At 35.9% G+C, this 22503-nt stretch carries 14 protein-coding genes; 2 read left to right on the top strand and 12 right to left on the bottom strand.

Annotated features, from left to right (window positions below; translation table 11 throughout):
- Positions 1-303: 303 nt before the first annotated feature.
- Both rplI and Q5O86_RS06590 read right to left on the bottom strand, forming a co-directional pair.
- Positions 304-750 (bottom strand): 50S ribosomal protein L9, encoded by a 447-nt coding sequence (gene rplI, locus Q5O86_RS06585; RefSeq protein WP_302626348.1) that lies wholly within the window; start codon positions 748-750, stop codon positions 304-306.
- Positions 750-2822, bottom strand: a complete 2073-nt coding sequence (locus Q5O86_RS06590) for a DHH family phosphoesterase (protein ID WP_302626349.1) — start codon at positions 2820-2822, stop codon at positions 750-752. Before Q5O86_RS06590 ends, rplI begins: the two co-directional genes overlap by 1 nt.
- A 240-nt stretch (positions 2823-3062) precedes the next feature.
- Here Q5O86_RS06590 and Q5O86_RS06595 point away from each other — a divergent pair, with 240 nt between their 5' ends.
- The gene (locus Q5O86_RS06595; RefSeq protein WP_302626350.1) at positions 3063-3332 is read left to right on the top strand and encodes a hypothetical protein; all 270 of its coding nucleotides are present in this window, start codon (positions 3063-3065) and stop codon (positions 3330-3332) included.
- Between the two features lie 72 nt (positions 3333-3404).
- Here Q5O86_RS06595 and Q5O86_RS06600 read toward each other — a convergent pair whose 3' ends face one another.
- From Q5O86_RS06600 to Q5O86_RS06645, 10 genes are all read right to left on the bottom strand, one after another.
- Complete coding sequence (locus tag Q5O86_RS06600) at positions 3405-4751, bottom strand: glucose-6-phosphate isomerase (RefSeq protein ID WP_302626351.1); 1347 nt, start codon at positions 4749-4751, stop codon at positions 3405-3407.
- A gap of 85 nt (positions 4752-4836) precedes the next feature.
- Positions 4837-5571 carry a hypothetical protein gene (locus Q5O86_RS06605; protein ID WP_302626352.1) on the bottom strand — a complete coding sequence of 245 codons (735 nt, stop codon included), beginning with the start codon at positions 5569-5571 and terminating at the stop codon, positions 4837-4839.
- Positions 5572-5700: 129 nt separating this feature from the next.
- Complete coding sequence (locus Q5O86_RS06610) at positions 5701-6402, bottom strand: 5'-methylthioadenosine/adenosylhomocysteine nucleosidase (RefSeq protein WP_302626353.1); 702 nt, start codon at positions 6400-6402, stop codon at positions 5701-5703.
- Positions 6396-6647, bottom strand: coding sequence for a TIGR03905 family TSCPD domain-containing protein (locus Q5O86_RS06615; protein WP_302626354.1), 252 nt, complete (start codon positions 6645-6647; stop codon positions 6396-6398). The genes Q5O86_RS06610 and Q5O86_RS06615 overlap by 7 nt, the downstream gene beginning before the upstream one ends.
- A 5-nt stretch (positions 6648-6652) precedes the next feature.
- Positions 6653-7396, bottom strand: a complete 744-nt coding sequence (locus Q5O86_RS06620; RefSeq protein WP_302626355.1) for an ABC transporter ATP-binding protein — start codon at positions 7394-7396, stop codon at positions 6653-6655.
- 8 nt (positions 7397-7404) lie between these two features.
- Positions 7405-8208 carry an ABC transporter permease gene (locus Q5O86_RS06625; protein ID WP_302626356.1) on the bottom strand — a complete coding sequence of 268 codons (804 nt, stop codon included), beginning with the start codon at positions 8206-8208 and terminating at the stop codon, positions 7405-7407.
- A 126-nt stretch (positions 8209-8334) separates the two neighbouring features.
- Positions 8335-10542 carry a CDP-glycerol:glycerophosphate glycerophosphotransferase gene (locus Q5O86_RS06630; RefSeq protein ID WP_302626357.1) on the bottom strand — a complete coding sequence of 736 codons (2208 nt, stop codon included), beginning with the start codon at positions 10540-10542 and terminating at the stop codon, positions 8335-8337.
- A 105-nt stretch (positions 10543-10647) separates the two neighbouring features.
- Entirely contained in the window at positions 10648-12831 is a 2184-nt protein-coding gene (locus Q5O86_RS06635) for a CDP-glycerol:glycerophosphate glycerophosphotransferase (protein ID WP_302626358.1), read from the bottom strand.
- A gap of 25 nt (positions 12832-12856) precedes the next feature.
- Positions 12857-13264, bottom strand: a complete 408-nt coding sequence (gene tagD, locus Q5O86_RS06640) for a glycerol-3-phosphate cytidylyltransferase (protein ID WP_302626359.1) — start codon at positions 13262-13264, stop codon at positions 12857-12859.
- 188 nt (positions 13265-13452) lie between these two features.
- The gene (locus tag Q5O86_RS06645) at positions 13453-19716 is read right to left on the bottom strand and encodes a discoidin domain-containing protein (protein WP_302626360.1); all 6264 of its coding nucleotides are present in this window, start codon (positions 19714-19716) and stop codon (positions 13453-13455) included.
- Between the two features lie 321 nt (positions 19717-20037).
- Between Q5O86_RS06645 and Q5O86_RS06650 the strand changes: the two genes are divergently transcribed.
- Positions 20038-22503, top strand: coding sequence for a glycosyltransferase (locus Q5O86_RS06650; RefSeq protein ID WP_302626361.1), 2466 nt, complete (start codon positions 20038-20040; stop codon positions 22501-22503).

Here is a 22503-nt window from a genome sequence, read left to right on the forward strand (position 1 = left end):
ATACGAGATCTGCGTATGTGACTGGAGTTCTGACGTGTGCTCTTCCGATCTCTCTAGCTTATTCTTAATCGTTACGAGGTCACATTCTTTTCCCTCATTGAAAATCTCAACCATCGCCTTAAACAGCGAGCCAAACTGCTTATTATAAAAATCTGCATCTGAAAGTTTTTCCATAGCAATAGGTATCGCCTCAGCATCCATAATCATTGAACCGATTACCGCCTGCTCTGCCTCATTGCTGTGGGGCATTATTCTCTTAACTACTGCTTCTTCCATAAAAACACCTTTAAGGAAATCAATCCTTTATTTTGCTACTACTTTTACTGCTAAAACTCCTATTACATCTTTATGAAGTTTTATGTTTACATTATATGTTCCTAATGACTTTATTGCATCAGGAATTACAATCTTCTTTTTATCAATTTCCATATTCAGCTGCTTTTTTGCCTCAAGTGCAATCTCTTTGCTGGAAATAGAACCAAAAACCTTTCCTTCCACACCCGCCTGTATTCTTACAGTAATGGATTTTCCCTCTAAGTCTTTTGCTAATGCCTGTGCAGCCTCTAATTTCTCTTTTGCTAATTTCACCTCATTCTGTCTCTGAAGCTTTAAATCATTCAAATTCTTTCCATTTGCTTCTATTCCAAGCTTTTTCTTAAAAATAAAGTTTCTGGCGTATCCATCGTTTACCTCAACAACTTCCCCCTTTTTTCCAAGAGTCTTCACATCTTCCAATAAAATAACCTTCATTAAATGTCTCCTTCCTCAAGTTTTCTTTCTATAATCTGCTTTAATATTCTAATAACTTCTCCCAAAGATTTATCTCTCACCTGAGCTCCTGCCAGATTCATATGGCCACCACCGCCAAACTCTTCCATAATTATTTGAACATTTACTTTGTCAATCGACCTTGCACTAATATATATTTGCTCTAAATACGGAGTACATACAAAAGAGGCTTTCACGTTTTTGACGTTTAACAATTCATTTGCCGCCTGTGCTCCCACAACAGTAGGGGATGACACATTTCCGGCCGTGCATACAGAAATAGCATATTCATCCATGAAAATCTCTGTATTCTGAATTGCCATGGCTTTTGCTTTATAATCACTGATATCATCTCTGAACATCCTGCGAACCTTTGTGATATCTGCGCCATTCTTCTTCAAATATGCTGCTGCCTCAAAAGTTCTGACACCGGTTCTATTTGTGAAATTATTTGTATCAATCATAATTCCACCGTAAATTGCCTCAGCTTCTAACTTCGTTAATTTTACAGTCTCATTAATATACTGCATGATTTCTACGACCATCTCACATGTAGATGAGGATGATAATTCAATATAAGACAGCTGGGCATTATCAATTACATCTGTACTCTGTCTGTGATGGTCAAATACAAGAAGGCATTGTGCACGCCTAACCAGTTCCGGATATTCTGTATAATTTGCTCTGCTGCAATCAACAATAATTAACGCATCATTTTTTGTTATCTTAGAAGTAGCCTCCTGCCCTGAGATAAACATATCCTCATCATATATCTCCATCTCCTTAAATGCATCCACAAGCGGTACCACACTGCTGCTGACCTCACCAAGCACAATGTGAACATCTTTTCCTATCGTTTTTGCAATTCTATAAAATCCTATGGCAGCACCAAATGAATCATTATCACCAATATGATGCCCCATGACGTAAATTGTCTCCTTCGTCTCAATTAAATCACGAAAAGCCGTTGCCTTGACTCTTGATTTAACTTTTGTATTTTTTTCTACGGATTTTGTTTTTCCTCCATAGTAATATACTTTATTTCCATCCTTTAGCACTGCCTGGTCGCCACCGCGTCCCAGCGCCATGTCAATAGCAGTTCCTGCCAAATCATAATTTTCCACAAGACCGTTACCGCCCATTCCCACACCAATACTAATTGTGATAGGCAGCCCATTTCCTATATTTACAGTTTTTACTTCATCTAAAACAGAAAACTTATTTGTCTGCATCTTGCTAATATATTTCGTCTTAAAGATTACAAAATATTTATCATTTTCAAGCTTTCTTACAATACCGTCATATTGAGCGAAATATTTATTAATCTTTCTATCAATCAGGGCTACTAACAAAGTCCTTCTCGTGGCTTCAATACTTTGAAGAACCTCATCATAATTATCAATATAAATATGTCCTGTTACAAGACGTTCATCCCTGTTTTCTCTCGTAAGCCGTCTGACGTTTGTCTCGTCAATCATATACATAGAGATAAGGCTTCCACTATTCTCGGCCAGCATAGCAAATGAACCCTCGGCATCACTATTCCTCATGGCAAATAATTTCAAGATAACTTTATACTCGCCGCTCTCAGTTTCTACGTCAAACTCATTTCTACCATTGTCGTCAAATTCAAGATATTCAGGCTTAAATTCCTTAAACAGAGAAGTTATCAGCTTGTTTCTTATATTTTTTCCCTGAAAAAGATTATCCATCTCTGCGTTTGTCCACAGTATGTTTCCATCCATTTCAAGCAAACTATAAGGGAGTTCCATTTCATGAAGCATATGCCGCTGAACCTGACTGTAATCCGCACCAAAATCCACAAGCATCTTTGTTATATTAGGCTTAAATCCAAGATAAAGCACCGCAATAATAATTATGTATATAAATTCTGCAAATGCCAGAAAGACACCTGCTCTTACATCAATAAAAAAAACAATAATCAAAATCATGACCCAGAAAATATTCAAATAAACAGGCCATTTTAAATACTGATTTATCTGCCCCTTAAGCTTTATTTTGCTATTCTTCTTTTCATTTTTATTTTTACCCATACAACACTCCATCCCGCTTATTCAACGGTATTCATTGCACAAATGCAAATTCATACTCTTACCGCCCCACTCAATACTGTTTAGTATACCATTATTCTGAAAATAAAGAAAGTCAAGTTTTTTCCTGCCTTTAGACCGCTATAACAGGTCTTTTTTCAATTACAATTAACTTTTTTAATTTACATTTATATTTTTTTCCTTTACAATGATGATGTAAAAAATGTGAATGGAGAATAGATTATGTTTAGAGTATGGGGCAGAACATTTAAAAACAATAAAATGCTGCAAAGTACAACAATTCAGTTAAATATACCCGAAGAAACCAGAACCCATAAAGTATTTATGGCATTAGAACAAATATGTGAAGAATTTGATTTGAGCAACCCAATCTGGCTTGACACAAATATTAACGAGTTTAAACGCATTGCCAGAACACGATTTTATTCTGACAGCTTTGTAGAACAAATAGATTTTGACTATCTGGATTTCTACGTTATTGAAGAAGATTAGAAAACAGCCATATTTTGAAGATATCTCAAAATATGGCTGTCCTTTTATAAATCGATTATCTAAAAAACTCTTTTATAATCTCTTTTTGAGCTCCGCTGTTAACTCTTCATATCCCGGCTTACCAAGGAGAGCAAACATATTTCTCTTATAGCTTTCTACTCCCGGCTGGTTAAATGGATTTACACCTAAAATGTAGCCACTCACACCAACTGCAAACTCGAACATATAGAATAATTCTCCAAGATAAAATTCGTTCTGCTCTGGAACATTTACTACAAGATTTGGAACATTTCCATCTGTATGTGCAAGAATTGTACCATTCATAGCACTTTTATTTACAAAGTCCATATCTTTTCCTGCTAAATAGTTGAGTCCGTCTAAATCATCCGGATCCTCACCAATTTCTATCTTAGCGTCTGTATTTTCAATATTGACAACTGTCTCAAACATAATTCTTGAGCCATCCTGAATAAACTGTCCCATAGAATGAAGGTCCGTTGTGAGGTCGACTGCTGACGGATAAATCCCCCTCTGGTCTTTTCCTTCGCTCTCACCGTAAAGCTGTTTCCACCATTCACCAAAATAATGAAGACTCGGCTCATAATTTGCTACTATCTCTATCAGCTTACCTTTTCTCAATAAAATATTTCTAATTGCTGCATACTTTACAGCATCATTTTCTTCAAATGCATTATTTAAAGCTTTTTCTCTTCCGCTCGCTGCACCTGCCATCAATTGGTCAATATCAGCACCGCTAACTGCAATAGGAAGAAGTCCTACAGCTGTAAGCACTGAAAAACGTCCGCCAACATCATCAGGAACTACAAAACTTTCATATCCCTCTTCCGTGGCCAAACCTTTTAAAGCTCCCTTTGCTTTATCTGTTGTGGCATATATTCTCTTTGCTGCCTCTTCTTTTCCATATTTCTTTTCAAGCTTTTCTTTAAAAACTCTAAAAGCGATTGCCGGTTCTGTAGTTGTGCCAGACTTAGAGATAATATTTACCGAAAAATCTCTGTCGCCTACAACATCAAGCAATCCTTTCAGATATGCAGGACTAATACTGTTTCCCGCATAATAAATTTCTGGAGTTTTTCTGATTTCCTTTGAAATATTATTGTAGAAACCATGTCTTAAAAATTCTATTGCCGCTCTGGCACCTAGATAAGAGCCACCGATACCAATAACGATAAGAACCTCTGAATCATTCTGGATTTTTGCTGCTGCTTTTTTAATCCTATCAAATTCATCTTTATCATAATCTATTGGTAAATCAATCCATCCAAGAAAATCATTACCTGCCCCGGTCTTCTCGACTAATACCTTCTTCGCATTTTCTGCAATCTCTTTGATGTTTGCCATCTCATCATCTGAGATAAACGACTTCACTTTTGAACAATCAAGTGTTACTTTAGACATATTTCTTCCTCCGTTTTTTCAAAATCATCCTTTATTATAGGCTTAGAAAACATTTTTATCAAGACCTAATCGAATAAATATAATTTTATTGTAAAAATTCTCCAATGACCTGATTTAATATTTGTTCTTCCCGTACTTTTTCTTTTACTTTTTCTACATCTGCTCTGCTGACTTTTCTATTTTCCAAACCTTCATTCATTGATACACTTTCCGAATAATTACCGGATTCATCGTTCTGTGTACTTATACTTTCACTGGCTCTCTCCTCACGCATTTGATAACCGTTTGTTAAATAATCTGCAATTATATATGTTAATTCCATTTTTCTCTCATCCACTTTTACACTTCTATCAATCATTTCCAATGTAAATCCAAAAAACCATCCAATTAAAATATATGACATTGCTATTGTCTTTTGACCATCATTGATATACAACTCTAATCCTATAATTCCCGATAATCCAATAATTAGAATTACACAATAATTAATAATATTATTCACTTTATTAAGAGAAATATACCCGATTTTACATCGATTCAGATGTCTTTGTACAAATAACATAGGATTTGCAACTGTGCCATTTACCTGCTTCATGCTCTCATATTTATTTTTTATCTGCCTGATTGCCGCACTTTTGGTATGCTGCATATTTTCCGCTCTTCTTATCAGTTTCCCATAATTATGCAAAACCAGCCATTTTGTGACAACCCCTAACAAAAAAAGACTTCCCATTAACCATAGGAAGTTCTTTTCATCAATAACAGCCGGTATTGTATTATCCAGCCAATTCTTAAATTCAGTTATGTAATATTTAAACATAGCTCTCCCCCCAATTTGTATTTTTTATATAGTATCAACTCCTTACGGACTTGTACTTATTTTCACTATATTTTATCACATTGTATAGAGAGATTCACTGATAATCGTTCGTCAAATTCTTTTATTTTTTTACTCGGCTTTATAATTTTTTATTATTTCATTTAAAAGCGCAATTGAGTTTGCTGCTGCCTTTTTTTCGAATGTAGGATAATCCATCTCAGCACCGCCATCCGCCTTATCCGAAATTGCTCTGATAATTAAGAACGGAACATTGTTCAATGTGGCAACATGTCCAATCGCTGCTCCCTCCATTTCAGCACAATCTCCAATAAAATCAGTTCTTAACCTCATCTTAGCTTCTTGCGTTCCAATAAATTTATCCCCCGAAACTACTTTGCCCTCAAAAACCTTCACGTTAAGTTTCGCCAACACAGCGCTCTCTTTTGCCAAACCTATCAGCGACGCATCTGCCACAAAAACAGAACTTTCCATATCCGGAATAATTCCCTTTTCGTAACCAAGAGGTGTGACATCCATGTCATGCTCCTGCGCAGTTTTTGAAACGACGATATCACAAATATCAATATCATTATTTAAGGAACCGGCAACACCTGTATTAATGATGGCATCTATCCGAAAATTATCCACAAGTAACTGTGCACACATTGCCGCATTCACTTTTCCTATTCCACATTTGGCAACAACCACTTCCCGGTCATGGATTTTTCCCTGATAAAAATCTATTCCTGCCGCTTTAACAATCTGTGGATGCTCCATTTCATTTTTGAGGCTGTCCACCTCAATATCCATTGCTCCGATAATTCCTAACATTTACTCTGCTCCAAATATGTCTCTAAAGCGATTGCAAGCTGGTCCGGACATGATGTCCCTCTCCCGTTACAATCGATTCCTTTCAGTTTCTCTATCACTTCATGGATGTCCATTCCTTCCACCAATTTTGCAACACCCTGTGTATTTCCATGACACCCCATTGTAAACTTTACATTTGTTACCTTGCCATCTACAACGTCAAAATCTATAAATCTTGAACATGTCCCTCTCGTCGTATACTTCATTATATTTACTCCTCTAATTTTTTTTCATATATTGCTGCCACATCCTCAATATCTCCTTGCGCAATCAATTGTCCGTGTTCAAGCAATATTGCCTTATTACATAATCTTTTTACCTGTGCCAGACTGTGAGAGACAAACAACACGGTCACACCATGGTCAAACATTCCCTGCATTTTTTTCTCACACTTTTTTCTAAATTTTGCATCACCCACAGATAACACTTCATCCAGTATCAATATCTCCGGCTCCACTACTGTGGCAATGGAAAATCCAAGCCTTGACTTCATACCCGAAGAATAATTCTTGATTGGTACATCTATAAACTCACCCAATTCTGAAAACTCTAAAATTTCATTATATTTTTCTTCTAAAAAGCTTCTGGAAAACCCCAGAACAGAGCCATATAAAAAAATATTTTCTCTCCCGGTATAATTAGGGTCAAATCCGGCTCCAAGCTCAATCATCGGTGCAATATGACCATGTCTTGTTACTGTTCCCGATGTCGGCTTATAAACTCCTGCAATTACCTTAAGAAGCGTACTTTTTCCAGCTCCGTTTAAACCTAAAATACCTAACCTGTCACCTTTTTTTAATTCAAAGCTTACATTTTTTAATGCCCAAAATTCATTAAAACGAATTTTCTGCCCCTTAATTTTTTTAATCAGCAACTCTTTCAGATTATCCACTTTTTCCTTACTTAAATTAAAGCGAATACTAATATCATCAACTTTTAGTGCAATCTTTCCCATCGCTCCTCCTATATGTGCAAGATAAACTTATCCTGATTTTTCATAAACATTATAATACCGGCAACAAGAGCTGCCAGACTAAATACAAGCGAATAGAGCATCATACTTAAATTTGAAAAACCATAACTTATGGATGTAAATATAGAACCCTGTTCAATAAAAACACATCTGAAATTACTTATGATGCAATATAATGGGTTAAATTTCAATACTGCCGCTGCCTGGGCTCCTATGGCATCCACATAATAAAAAATGGCTGAGCAGTACATAATCAACATAATTACAACGTCCCATAAATACTCTAAATCTCTGAAAAACACACATACGGTAGACAATATAAGACCGACTGCCACACATAAGATAAACAATATTGTCATCGGTATAAATGCCTCAATCACATGCCATGTAAACGGCACTTTCATCACCAAAGCCACAACTACCAATACAATCAGCGATAATAAAAACAAAATGTAATTATATATAATACTCGATAACGGATATAGATATTTGGGGACGTATACCTTTTTTATCATTGCCTGGTTTGCTCTGATAGAGCGCATGGCAATCTTGCTGGTACTGGAAAAACAGCTATATATCAAACGTCCACATAAGATATAAACCGGATAAAATGCCGCCTTTCTTCCAAGCATATTGCCAAATACGAAAGCTAATACCATTGTTGTAAGCAACGGTTCCAGCAACGTCCAGACCAGTCCTAAATATGACCTTCTATATTTCAGTTTAATTCCTTTTATGACTAATTCTTTCAGAAGAAATCTATAGCGCATAAAATTATTTAAATATTTCTTCATATTACCTCCGATTTATAATTAGTAATACTCGCATTAATTATATATTATTCTGTTTTATTGTCAAATTTTAACTTTTACCCATGTTAGTATACCAAAAAAACACTTTATAGTACATTTCTATTTATACTATAAACCGAATACTTTTTCGCACACTCTTTTCGCCGCCTGTCCATCATCTATGCCGCAGAATTTGTCATAAAACTCATTATATTTATTGCCGTATTCCACTAAAACATCATCTATTTTTCTAATTGCCCTGACCACCTGGTCATTGTTCAGCAATATAGGCCCCGGCAAGTCCTTCTCTATATCCAGGTAAAACCCTCTTAACACATCTCTATATTTTTCTAGGTCATACATAAAAAATAAAATTGGCCGTTTCAAATTTGCAAAATCAAAAAAAACAGAGGAATAATCGGTCATACAGATATCCGACACAATATAAATATCTGTAATGTCATTATAATCACTCACATTTACTACGAAATCCTCCAGCCCACTCAAATCTAACCGGTCTACAACCCAGTAATGCATTCTTAAAAGCACAACGTATTCGTCTCCAAATTCCTGTTTTAGACGTTTTAAATCCAGTTCCAGCCTGAATCGATACTCTCCCGCAGCATATCTGTCGTCATCACGCCAGGTCGGTGCATAAAGCAATACTTTCTTATCTAATGGAATCCCCATTTTTTTCTTTAGTTCTACCGCTCTCTTTTTTAGATGGACATCATACAATGGGTCATTGGCGGGATACCCCACTTCCAATATTTTTTCTCTTTCATATAAAAAACAACTCTGGAATTTTTCTGTAGAAAAAGGATTGTCTGAAATCAAATAATCCCATTCTCTGGATTGCTTATATACCCTTTGTTTGTAATCCGGGTCTGCCGAATGCACCTCATCCATATCAAAAAACAATTTTTTCAGAGGTGTTCCATGCCAAGTTTCAAGCATTACCTGACCTTTTCTTTTTCTGAGTATCTGAGGCTGTCTTGTATTTAAAACCCAATACTTCGACCGGGTCATATAATAGTAATACATAAGACCATATCTCTTTACCTTTTTACATTTTCCATCTATTTTTATTTTTTTGTCATTGACCGACCATATATACTTGTATTTCTTGCCATAGTTTTTTTGTAAATACTGATAAATATACTTAGGCTGCCCTGAATAATTTCTCCCAACAAAGCTTTCAAACACAATATAATTATTTTTTATTTTCATTTTGTGAAATACATATAAGTTTATGGTTCTGATAATATGCACTTTATCTGTAAACATTAACAAAAGCTTATTTTTTGCAAGCCTGATATTTGCACGTTTTTTTACCCCTTGAATATCGCCTGCGATACCTGCTTTTATAATTCTTTTCTCTAAAATCCCCAGTCCCTTCGTATTCTCCGCTTTTAAATATTTTAGAGCCTTTTTATACCGGTCAATCTCTTTTTGACTTGGCTGGCTCTGTGGATTATCATGAAATCTTCGGCTGAAAACATCTATATAATATCTGCAAAACATTTTTCTAAAATGCTCAGTCAATAAATTCTCACTCCCAAGTACACCCACTGAATCCTCATACGCACATATTATCGATTCTTCTTTCCCGTCACTTTCTATCTGTGACAATGATGGGAGATTAATTTTATCATTGTGATATCTCTTAACATAGAAACATTCAAATTCAAATCCATAACTCGGTTTCTCTTTTAGCACTCTCACCATAAATTCGCAGTCTGCATAATACTTTTGCTCTGCCCTAAACCTTATATGATTTTTATCCAAAAACTCTTTTCTGAATACAATTCCAAGACATGTAATTCCCTCAATTTTTTCATGACGGAATATCATATTTTTTTCAATATTTTTAAACTCCTGCTGTCTTTCCTCTATAGATTTTATTTCCTCATTTTTTTCCGGAACATCCCCCTGCTCCACATGGAAAGCCGCCCTCTTAAACCATGTCCTGATAACATTGCCATAAACCACATCTTTTTGAGAATCCGTCTGACACATTATTTTTGGCAAAAATCCCTGAGCTAAATAATCGTCGCTATCTAAAAATAAAACAAATTCACCACTTGCTTCTGATAGCCCTTTATTCCTGGCTTTCGCTACCCCCTGATTTTGTTCTAACCGATAAGTTTTTAAATTTATTTTCTCTTTATATCTCAGTATAATATCATCTACATTTTCATACTGTTTCCCATTCATGTCGATAACATCCTGAACCAAAACGGTCTCTATCTCACCATATTCCTGTTCAACAATACTCTCTAAACAATCTTCTAAATAATTCCTGCCTTTATGAAAAGGAATGATAATACTTAACATAATTTGTCTCCTAATGTTTTGATAACCACAGGGTGCATACAATCACAACGAGCGCAAGTCGAACCTGCGCTCATTACTGTTTCAATTAACCATTTATATTTACTCTTATTGAAAAACTTTCTCGCATACTCTCTTTGCTGCATTTCCATCATCTACACAGCAGAATCTATCGTAAAATTCTTCGTATTTATCCTTATATTTTTCAGTAATCTCATCTATATTTTTAATCGCATCAATTACTTCATCATTTGTCAAAAGCAATGGTCCCGGCAAATCTTTTTCCATATCTAAATAAAAACCGCGAAGCACATCTCTATACTTTTCTAAATCATATGTGTAATACAAAATTGGTCTCTTTAAGTTTGCAAAATCAAAGAACACCGATGAGTAATCTGTAATAAGAATATCCGAAATGAGATATAAATCTGTAATATCATCATAGCTGCTTCCATCAACCGTAAAATCTCCATATTGGGATAAATCCAACTGGTCAACTACAAAATAATGAAGTCTGAGCAATAATACATATTCATCACCAAACTCTTCCTTTAATCTGTTTACATCCAAATCTAAATCAAAACCATACTGCCCGGCCTCGTAAAAATTATCATCTCTCCAGGTCGGTGCATATAAAATAACTTTTTTGTTTTCCGGAATCCCCATCTTTTTCTTAATCTTCTGAGCCTGCTCTTCTCTATCCGATGCATACATCGGATCGTTTGCAGGATAGCCATACTCCAAAATTTTTTCTTTTTCAAAAAGAAAACAACTTTGAAATTTTTCTGTAGAAAACGGGTTATCCGACAGCAGATAGTCCCACGCTCTGGTCTGTCTAAATACAATATCCTTATATTGTGGTGTTGCTGAATGTACATCATCCATATCAAACACCAACCTTTTTAATGGTGTCCCATGCCATGTGGCAAGCATAACTGTCTCTTCTCTTCTGGGAACACTCAGTGGCTGTCTCATATTATTTACCCAATATTTACTACGATTCATATAATAATAATACTTTAGGCTAAAGCGTTTACAGGTCCTATGTTTTCCCTGAATTTCTACACCTTTTCTGTCAACTACCCATATGCATTTATATTTATCACCGTAATTTTCTAAAATATATTTATAGATGTATTTCGGCTGCCCTGAGCAATTTCTTCCCATAAAACTCTCAAATACAATCCAGTTTTCTTTTAGTTTCAGCTTGCTAAAAATATAAATGGTGACAGTCTTATTAAAGACTCTCTTGTTGCTCAACATTTTCTTTAACTTTCTTCTCGCTAAAACATTTAACGACCTTTTCTGCATTTTCTCGAAATCATTTTCCATAAATGCATATATCATTCTCTTCTCTGCACGGGTAAAGTCTTCACTGCGCAATGCTTTTTTATCTATATCCTTAACCAGTTCATAGATACCTTTGTAATATTCACTTTTCCATCTCTCATCCTCAGACCATCTGATTTTTTTTATATATTCTTTTACTATAAACTTTCCAAGAATCACATAGAGATGGTTTCTCAATTTTTTATTATCCCCGGCTGCTTTCAGGGCGTTTTTATAAGCCACAAAATAATCCGGCATAGTCTCATCCTTTGGGTACTGGCATATTGCCGGATTGTTCTGTTTATCATTATGATGCCGCTTTACATACAGCGCTTTTTCATTACATTTTATATTCTTTGCATTCTTTAACAAAGAGGTGATGACAAATGCATCTGAATAAAAATGCTGCTCCTCATTAAATCGAATCCCATTATCTGTAAACAATGATTTTTTATAAAGTGCGCCAAGCACTGTCAGTTTATCCAGCTTTCTATAACGCTCAAATCTGTACTGTATCGGGTCATTAAAATCAAATTGAAGAAGGAACTCATTTTCTTCCTCTTCTTTTTCTTCTCCCTGGCTTTCATGAAATGCCAGTCTCTGAAACCATGTATGTTTTACAACCCCATATGCCATATCGGAATCTTTATCCATTACATCCAGAAGCTGCTTTATAGACTCTCCATAAAGATAATCGTCATTATCCAAAAAGTAAATATATTCTCCCTGCGCCTTTTCAAGCCCGAGATTTCTTGCTGCTGATACACCGGTCTTTTCCTCTAAGTAAAACACGCTGAGATGAATCCTATCTTTGTAGGAATCAATCAAATCGTCAAGCTTGTCCTCTGAATGGTCTATAACAAGTATTGTTTCATATTCCTTAAACTGCTGCAATGCAATACTTTCAAGACAATCTTTTAAATATAAAACATCTTTTTTATGCGTTACTATAATGCTTACCATGAGTTTCTTTCTCCTGATTTTAATCTTATTTAGAATTCATATCTTTGTTATTTAAATCCGTCTTAATCTGTGTTGTAGAAATTCCTTCTGTTCTTGGAAGGTAAACAACTTCACAATAATCTTTTAAGAAATCGAACTTTCCTTCCCAGTCATTTCCCATTACAAACGTATCAATTTTATAATCCTGAACATCTGTAACTTTCTGGTCCCAATTTTCTTCCGGCACGACCAAGTCCACATATCTGATAGCTTCTAATACTTTTTTTCTTTCCTCATAAGTAAAATAACATTTTTTCTGTTTAGAATTCCAATTAAACTCATCTGTAGATAAAACGACTACAAGATAATCACCTAATTCTTTTGCTCTTCTTAATAAATTAATATGCCCATAATGAAGCATATCAAACGTTCCATACGTTATAACTCTCTTCACTTTAATCTCCTTTTTCGTCTATGGAAGTTTTTCCCATGACTATTTTTTCATTAACTTTCATTATAATGTAAATTGTCATAATGGTCAAACCATGAAAAATTTAATAACAAATATTTTCAAATAGAAATCCCTTTGATAACAATGTCATTAATTGCTATCAAAGGGATTTCTTCTCTGACAGAATATTATTATTTTACTAATACATGATTATTCTTGTCAAATTCTAACTTTTTATAATCTTTATTTACTACTGTGAGAATTTTATCATATAAGAAATCATATGCTTCCGTCAAATTAACAAGTTTATTTTGATAAATATAATCTGCCACTTCATAGACTGAGTATTCATCAATTGTACTATACACATAACTTCCATCTTCCAATACGGCATAAGCTCTTACTTTATATTCTGCACTCATTGCCAAACTGTTTGTGTTGCCAAATGACATTGTGCGCACATAGTTTTTGCAGGTCTCTGAGCCACCCAGATTAGAAGATAAAGTTCCCAATTCAGTGGATTTGTATGTTGCAATATATTTGTTATTTACGCCTACAAGCATATCGCTGTCTTTAATGCCCATATCCTTGTTACCGACACTGGAAACACCATACACAAATCCCCATTCAGTAACCTTCTTGTCATTAATTGTCGGCTCAACAGCTGCCAACACTCTAATTCCGCCTTCTCCATCAAATGCTCTATGGCTTATCTGATAGCCAAGAATTTCAAGGGAATCACTGACAACAATATTTTCTTCATACAACTTAGCATTCTGCTCTGTACTGAGTACCGCAATTTCACATATCTGTATTCCATATGTAGGAGTTGTAGGATAATATACTTTGACATATCTCACCGCACCTGTATTTCCGGAAACGTCTGTTGCGATACAATTATCCTTATCCATATCATTTTCTGATACTGTTCCCGACTCATATACAGTATTAAAGTTTTCTCCGTCTGCGGAATAAGCAATGCTATAATTCTTTCCAACAACCGTATCGTTATCATTTTTATCTTTATACTGTACCAAAATCTCATCAATTGTAGACGCATCATATTTATCGCCTAAATCAATTACTACATAACTTTCTCCTGTATATCCCCATCCGGTAGATAAAGCACAGTGTGTTCCGCCTGCTGTGAGTTTACCATCTGTAATACATTTTTCCTCACCTTCAGCAACACCCGGACTTACTACAAAACTCTTATTTAATGCCAAATTATATTTTATATTGGAAACCATCTCTTCATTTGTAGCCGCCGGTCCTACAATAACATGGCATGTTGCTATATGCTTTCCTACCTTTACGGTAATATCCACTTCACCTTCGCCTTTTGCCGAAACGGTTCCTGCCTCATTTACAATGGCAACATGTTCATCACTTGTACTCCATACAGCAGTTGTATCATCTGTTGTATCTTTCGGATTAATTTCAAGTTTTAACGTCTCTGACGTTTTATTTCTCATCGTAAGCGTCTCTGGAATACTAATCGAAGAAATATGTACCGGTTCTGTAACCGTAATGCTGCACGCAGCCGTCTTTCCTTCTGCTGTTTTTGCAGTTATCGTAGCATTTCCCGGTTTCTTTCCTGTTACCAGTCCGTTTTCGTCTACAATTGCAACATCATTATCACTGCTCTCCCATGTTACTGTACTGTCAGTCAACGCTGCCAACTGAACTGTTCTGTCTATGGCAAGTTTTGCGGATGTTACATTTAATGCAATCGTTCCTGAAATTATTATCTCAGACTCTGTTACATCTGATAAAATCATTCCTTTTCTATAAGTTGCAGCTCTAACAATTGTAGATTTATCTAATTTAATCGGTTCAATAAACGTAGCTGAATTTTCTGTCGGTACGGAACCATCTAATGTATATTTTACTTCAGCTCCCTTTACCGTTGTAGACATTGTAACCGTCTGCGATTCCGTATAGATTCCACTCATCGGTGAGACAACCGGAGCCTCTGCTTTTAGTGCACCATAGACTTCCATCTCGTAAATCGAATATCCATACTGTGTACCTCTCTTAACGCCCTGCATTCTCACATATTGAGCCTGTACTGCTGCAAAACTTGATGTAATCTCACCTACTCTGCCGTTCTCAACCGCAACTGTAGTCCAGTTTTCTCCATCTACAGATACCTGTATCTCATATTTTTCTGCATAAGCGGCTTCCCAGATAAGTTTTACTGTGTTTACATTTCTAACACTTCCTAAATCAACCTGAAGATACTCATCATCTGCTGATTTTGCCTGCCATCTGCTGGAGCTGCTTCCATCTACGGCATTTTCTGCCTTCTGGTCTCCCTCCACAGAAGAGGCTGTCGCATCTTTACCTAATGCCAGGTTTTCGCTGCTCTGTACTATATCTCCATCGATTTTCATTGCTGCGGATGCATAGGCAGAATTAATGGCTTCATCCTTAACAGCAATAGCCTTGATTACTGTATCACTGGATACTAAAATTTTGCCTTCATATTTATTAGAATCTGTAGTCGGAACCGTGCCATCTGTTGTATAGTAGATAGTCGCCCCTTCTTCTGATAAAAGTTCCACAAACTGTGTATCATCAAAACTCTTTGTCCCTGTTACATTTTCTGTAATTACACCATCCTTTAATGAAGTTGCCTTAATTTGTGGTGTTTCTACCTGTGCAATCTTAAATGTATTTTCAGTATCAATCTTAAATGAAACTGTTGCCTTAGAACCGATGCTTGCAGTTCCAACTGTCGTTCCATCTGCTTTTTTAATTGTGACTGTCTGTGCCTTGCTCGTAGGATTCCATACCTCTGCCGTATACACTCCATCTTTTTCATAGACAGAACCCTGAATATTTCCAACAATCATATAATCATTTGACCTATGACCAATCTCATCCATTGCCGCAATAAACCACAATGTATTTGCTCTATCCTCCACCTGAACCTTGGATACATTTTCCTTAAACTTGTCGTATGCACGTTTGGAATCCGTCTGTGAAAGGAATGGCCATGTGATATGCTGCCATCCATTGTCCGGTGTCACATATTTTTCCGGATTATGCCATGATTCTTCTGGGTCAACCCCATTTTCTAAGTCAATCTGGAAAAGTCTTGTCTCTATATTAATGGCATATTGTGTATCATCTTCTAATCCCTGATATATCTTTGCGCATTTCTCCTGGTTCATACCGTAATTTGTCAAATATTCTGAGATTGGGAGCCACTGTATTCCATATACATATACCGGCTGTCCTCCAAAATATGTTCCATATCCCATGGAAGCGCCATAAATCTGTCCTGCTGCCTGGAACGGATATGCATCCAGCCAGTTGTCTTCATCATAATCAAACCAATACTGCTCTATTGCATCCATCTCGGTCGTAAAACCGTATGCTCCTGCATCAATATATGTATCATTCTCTGTAGCTTCTCCCCAGAGATACATTCCTACCCAGCTGAATAACGCTTCGGATGCAGATTCCTGATTATTACCGGAATCGCTGTCTGCATATCCTCCTGCCCAAGAATGTCCTGAATATTGGTCAAAAGCTCTGAATTTACAGAACATATTTCCATCATCTTCCGGTTCCATCGGATTTGCGTAATCCCGAACCAAAAGCTCAATCATATCTTTGTAATCATTGTAAAATTCTTTATCGTATGTTGCCAACACTGCTGCACCAAACATAAAATAACCATAAGTAAAATGGTGGTCACAGATTGCGGCATTTGCACCATAGGCGCTGTCCGGATAATAAATTGTTCCCCAGTCCTTATTATAGATAAGATAACATCTGTCATCTCCTCCATCATAATTGAACCAGTCTACCATAATGCTCTTTAATTTCTTTAATAACTTATCCTTAATTTCTGTTTCACCTAATTGGTCAGCCATCAATGCACTGATAGCAATTGGATGAACATTTTTTCCTTCCCAATATGCGTCGGATACCGGATTTGTATTTTCTTTTGATGCGACAACCTGATTTAGGTAATCAATCATCTCGTCTGTATTCATCATGCTGCTTTCCGGCTTTGCAAAAGTAGGAAGTAATCCGGAAAACTGTTGTATTGTCTCATAAGAATTTGCCCAGATAGACTTCATATTTCCCCGGATAGATGTATAAGTAACTGCCGGCGTATCTGCTGCTGCACTATGCTTCCACTGATGCGGGAACAAACAATGCATAGTAATATCAGAAAATCCTTCTCTCTTTACTTCTGTCGTCGCCACATATTTTGTAATAATCTTTGAATTATCATGATTATACGAATAATCAACATGTGTATCTGTAACAAAAGCATATCCATGTTTATAGTAATTATCGATATCTTTTAAATCTCTCATTGCTGCCACAGACATATAATTTTCTTTTGCTGATGGGAAAGAAACCTTAATTTTATAATTGGACTTTCCAATCATAACTTTAAATGTAGTTCCCTGAGGGACATTCACTTCAAAGTAAGAGCCATCATTTCCTGCCTTTGTATTTTCTTCATCAACTGACTTAAAGGCAATATGGTCTGTAGTAATTGTATCCCCCTTACTCTCTAAAATCTTATTTCCGTTTCCATCGTAAATATCTGTAATACTCTGACCGCTTATAAAAGCAACTGTATTGTCACAAAACTCATTAAATATGTATGGAGAACCTTTTACGATTGTGGATTTCATCTGAAGCGCATCCTCGTCCATAAGACCAATCTGAACAGAATAATCCCCATGTTTCTCCGCCCTGTCATATCCCGAATCCGCATCGAATTTTTCAGGTGCAATATAAAAATCTCTTCCGGTTTCTGAGCTCTGGTCTGTTCCAAGGTCATTTTCCGTTCTTGTTCCTACCCAGCCTGATGTGGCAAGAAGTACACCCAGACCCTTTGTGGAAAATCCAGCTTTCAATGGTGTCGCGCATAAAAGATTACTATACTTCTGAACCATTACAGATGACCACCAACTGTTAGAATCCACCGGTGCTTTTATGTTTTCCTCATTCACAAATGTTGGAAGTTTATTTTTTTCGTTATAAATTTCTCCACTGACATACGAACCTTTTCCGTTTGCACTCTTTATAATTTCCTGTTGTGGAAGGTCAGAAATTGTCTCATTTTCTTTGCTGTCTCCCTCCTTATATTCATAAACAGAAAGTTCATATATTCCGATACCGCTTCCACTCTCTACTTTCGTATATCCAAGCACTTTTACATATCTTACATTCTGTTGATATAATGTAAAATTATCCTGCTTATAAGCATAACCTTTTTGAACACGGTGAACTGTTGTCCAATTTTTTGCATCGCTGGAAACTAAAACATCATATATCTTTCCTGCATCTGCATTCCAATTTATAATAACACGTCCAATTGTATATTCCTGACCTAAATCTACATAAATCCACTGGTCATCTCCCTGATAAGAAGTAAATGAAGTGCTGGCATTACCGTCTACTGCGTTTTCTGCCTTTACATTATTATACGCACTTTCCATGATATTTCCATTTTCATCCTTCATCCACCATTCATCTCTTATGCCTGAACAGGTAACCTCTTTATTTAATGCAAGATTTGTTCCATAATTTGCCGGACGCTTTCTCACACCATTATCTCCATATACCTGAAATTCATACATAGAGCATCCATATGCACTCATTGCTCTTTCAGTTACAACAATTCTCACATATCTAGCCTTTTTCTGTGCCTCTGAAAGATTGTCAAAAGTAATATTGTCTTCGCGCTGCTTTGTAGTCACTTCCTCTGTTGTCTCCGGTTTTTCTGTGGCATCCTCAGTAAATTCACCTTCCAATGTTCCCTGTCCGACAACTTCCTTTGTAGTCTTATCCAATGCATAGACAATTAATTTATGTTTGCCTACAGGAAGTTTTATCTGCCCCTGACTTGGACCATGACCTGAAAATTTATATCCGTCCGGCGCCTGAGCAATATTATTTTCACTATCCACACACACTTTATATACTGCATCATCTACAGAATCCCAATTTGCCTGTATTGTTGCATATCCATCTTCCACTTTCTGGATTGTGTATGATATCTTAAGCCCTGTTGCCTCTCCCGGCTTTGTTGCCTTTCCTTTTGTATAAACGGTCTTCCAGTTTTCTTCATCATTAGAAAACTGAATCTCATAAGCTTTTGCGTAAGCAGCTTCCCAATGAATATACAAATGAGCAATGTCTGCTTCTTTTCCCAAATCCACATAAAGCCATTCATTCGTATCTTCACTCTTTGCCTGCCAACGGGTATTCTCTAATCCGTCCACTGCAAGCTCTGCTCCGTCGTTTCCATTCTGAGAGCTGGCATAAACCGGTCTTCCATAAGATAAATTATATGGTTCCTCCTGAATCGTATCTGCTGATACGCTTGTGGAAAAAATCTGTCCTTGTGGGCAAACTGTAACCACCATAGCTATACTCATAACGATTCCGCATACTTTTTTAATAAATTTACGCATATGTTTTCCTCCGAAATCTATTTCTTACTTTAATTATAGATTTGACTTTTTTTAGCCACAAGTCAAAAAAAAGTTTTATGCAAAATTGGGCAATATGAATAAAAAATATGACATTTTATTACTATTCTTATTAATTTTTTCGTGAAAATGCATCAAACAATTTCAATGTCAAAAAAACGTTTTTATATTATTTTTTACATATTGTAACTTTTCTAAATAACTTTTTACGATTTTTTAATTCTTCCTATGAACTCTACATATATATTTGAAAATCAGAACACATTATACTATAATTCAATTATCTTAATTACGGAGGTTCCTATGAGCATAATAAAAAGATTGAAAAAGGCTGCAGGCAGCATTGTTGAAGAAAACCGCCGCACTAAATATGCTAAATATTATATTCAACTGGAAATTGAAAAAAATGTTATTTTATATGATTCTTATTTTGGCCGGGGACTATTATGCAACCCTTATGCAATTTTTCGTCAACTCATAACCGACAAAGATTTTTCCGATTTTATCCATGTCTGGGTTTTAGAAGAACGCGTTGAAAACGAACCGGTTACGGAAAAGTATTTTAATAATAAAAATATACTTTTTGTGAGAAGGCACAGCACAGACCATTTGAAATATCTTGCCAGCGCCGGCTATGTTGTGACAAATGTTTCACTCCCACAATATTACTGCAAAAAACCCGGACAGATATATATAAACACATGGCATGGAACCCCTATAAAAAGTCTCGGATATGATATTCCCGACTCCCCTGCCACCATTTCCAATGTAATTCGCAATTTTTTATCCGCAGATTATATTCTTTCTGCCAACCCATTTCTTACTTCCGTTTATTTGGAAAAATATAAATTACAGGGATTATATCAGGGAAAAATCATTGAAGAGGGCTATCCCCGAAATGATTGTCTAAGAAACACGGATAAGAAATCCGTATTTGATTTACTAAAAAAATATGGTATTGACTTTGATACAAAAAAACAGATTATTTTATATGCACCTACCTGGAAGGGAAATGATTATTATCACCCTGAAATTGATGTAAATGAATATATCGAGTTCAAAAGAACCTTAGAGTCTCAAATTGATACTGAATCTTATCAGGTTCTACTAAAACCTCATCAGGCAGTTTATAAAGCTCTTAAAAATTCAGAAGCATTGAGTGATACGCTGATACCTGCATTTATTGACACAAACGAACTTCTATGTGTGACAGATATCCTGATTTCCGACTACTCAAGTATTTTTTATGACTTTCTTGCCAGCGGAAAACCTATTATATTTTACATTCCGGATTTGGAAAAATACAAAGACTATCGCGGACTTTACTTGGAACCGAAGCAGCTTCCGGGACCTGCACTAACTTCTGTTAATAAGGTTGCAGAAGTTATTAACAATATTGATAAAGTTATTAACAAATATGAAGAGGTTTATAAACAGGCAAAAAACTTCTCCTGTCCTTATGACGATGGAAATGTGTCGGAACGTATTGTAGATATTATATGGAAAGGTCATACAACAAACGCCAACGGCAGACCTTATCATATTATTTCTTGTGATAATTCGATTAAGAAAAAAGTTTTATTCTTTGGAGGCGGTCTTAGAATGAATGGTATTTCAACCGCACTCCGCACTATGGTAGATTTGATTGATTACGATAAATTTGACGTGACCGTATTCGGCGGTCGTATCCGGCACCGGGACAGTCGCGAAATGATTTGTACTTTTCATCCAAATGCCAGAGTTTTTGCAAGCATATCAAAAGTGCCTGCTACACGCTTAGAGAAACTCAGAAGTAATCTGCTCAGAATTTTTGGATTTAATTTTCCACTGATGAAATATGTTTATCCAAAGAAAATGTATGAGCGGGAGTTTGTCCGCTGCTTCGGCATTAGTCGGTTTGACAGTGTTGTGGACTATTCCGGTTATGGCTCATTTTATTCCATATTGCTTTTAAGTGCTAAAAATGCAAAAAAATTGATTTGGCAGCATAATGATTTAGCCAGTGACAGGCAAAAACGCATTGGGAGATTTAAAAAACCACATAAAAGAGAACTTCGTGTCGTATTCTCTACTTATCCGTTTTACGATAAAATTGTTGGATGTTCCGAAGATATTATGAATATTAATCTGGAAAAAATCGGTTATAATGATTTAAAAAGAAAGTGCTGCTTTGTCAGAAACGCAGCCAACTTTGCCAGAGTTATTGAGGGCGCTGAGGAATCTTTTAATGAAATCTCGGCTAAAGACTGCGGTTTTCCTGAGTTACTGGATTCATCGCTTATCTCTTTTGTAAATATGGGACGTTTATCACCGGAAAAAAATCAAGCTGCACTGATTCAGGCTTTTTCCCTTGTATATCAGAAACACCCCAATATACGCTTATATATCATTGGGGAAGGAGCATTAAGAGAAGAATTAGATTCCCTCATTACCACATTAGAGCTGCAGGGCAAAGTAATTCTGACGGGAAATATGGACAATCCTTTTATGTTAATGAAAGAATGTGATTGTTTTATCCTTCCGTCACTCTATGAGGGGCAACCTGTATCTATTTTGGAGGCAAGACTGCTAAAACTTCCTATTATTATGTCAAATTTTAATTCTGCTTCATCTTCTCTCATTCACGAGGGACAACTTGTTATAGGAAATTCAATAACTGAAATTCAACGGGGAATGGAAGCCTTTTTGGCAGGTCAGGTGCCTACATGCTCTTTTGATTACAGGGATTACAATAACTTAACAATGAAACAATTTGAAGAAATTATTTAA

Source organism: uncultured Eubacterium sp. (genome assembly GCF_937958975.1).
GTDB lineage: Bacteria > Bacillota > Clostridia > Lachnospirales > Lachnospiraceae > Eubacterium_G.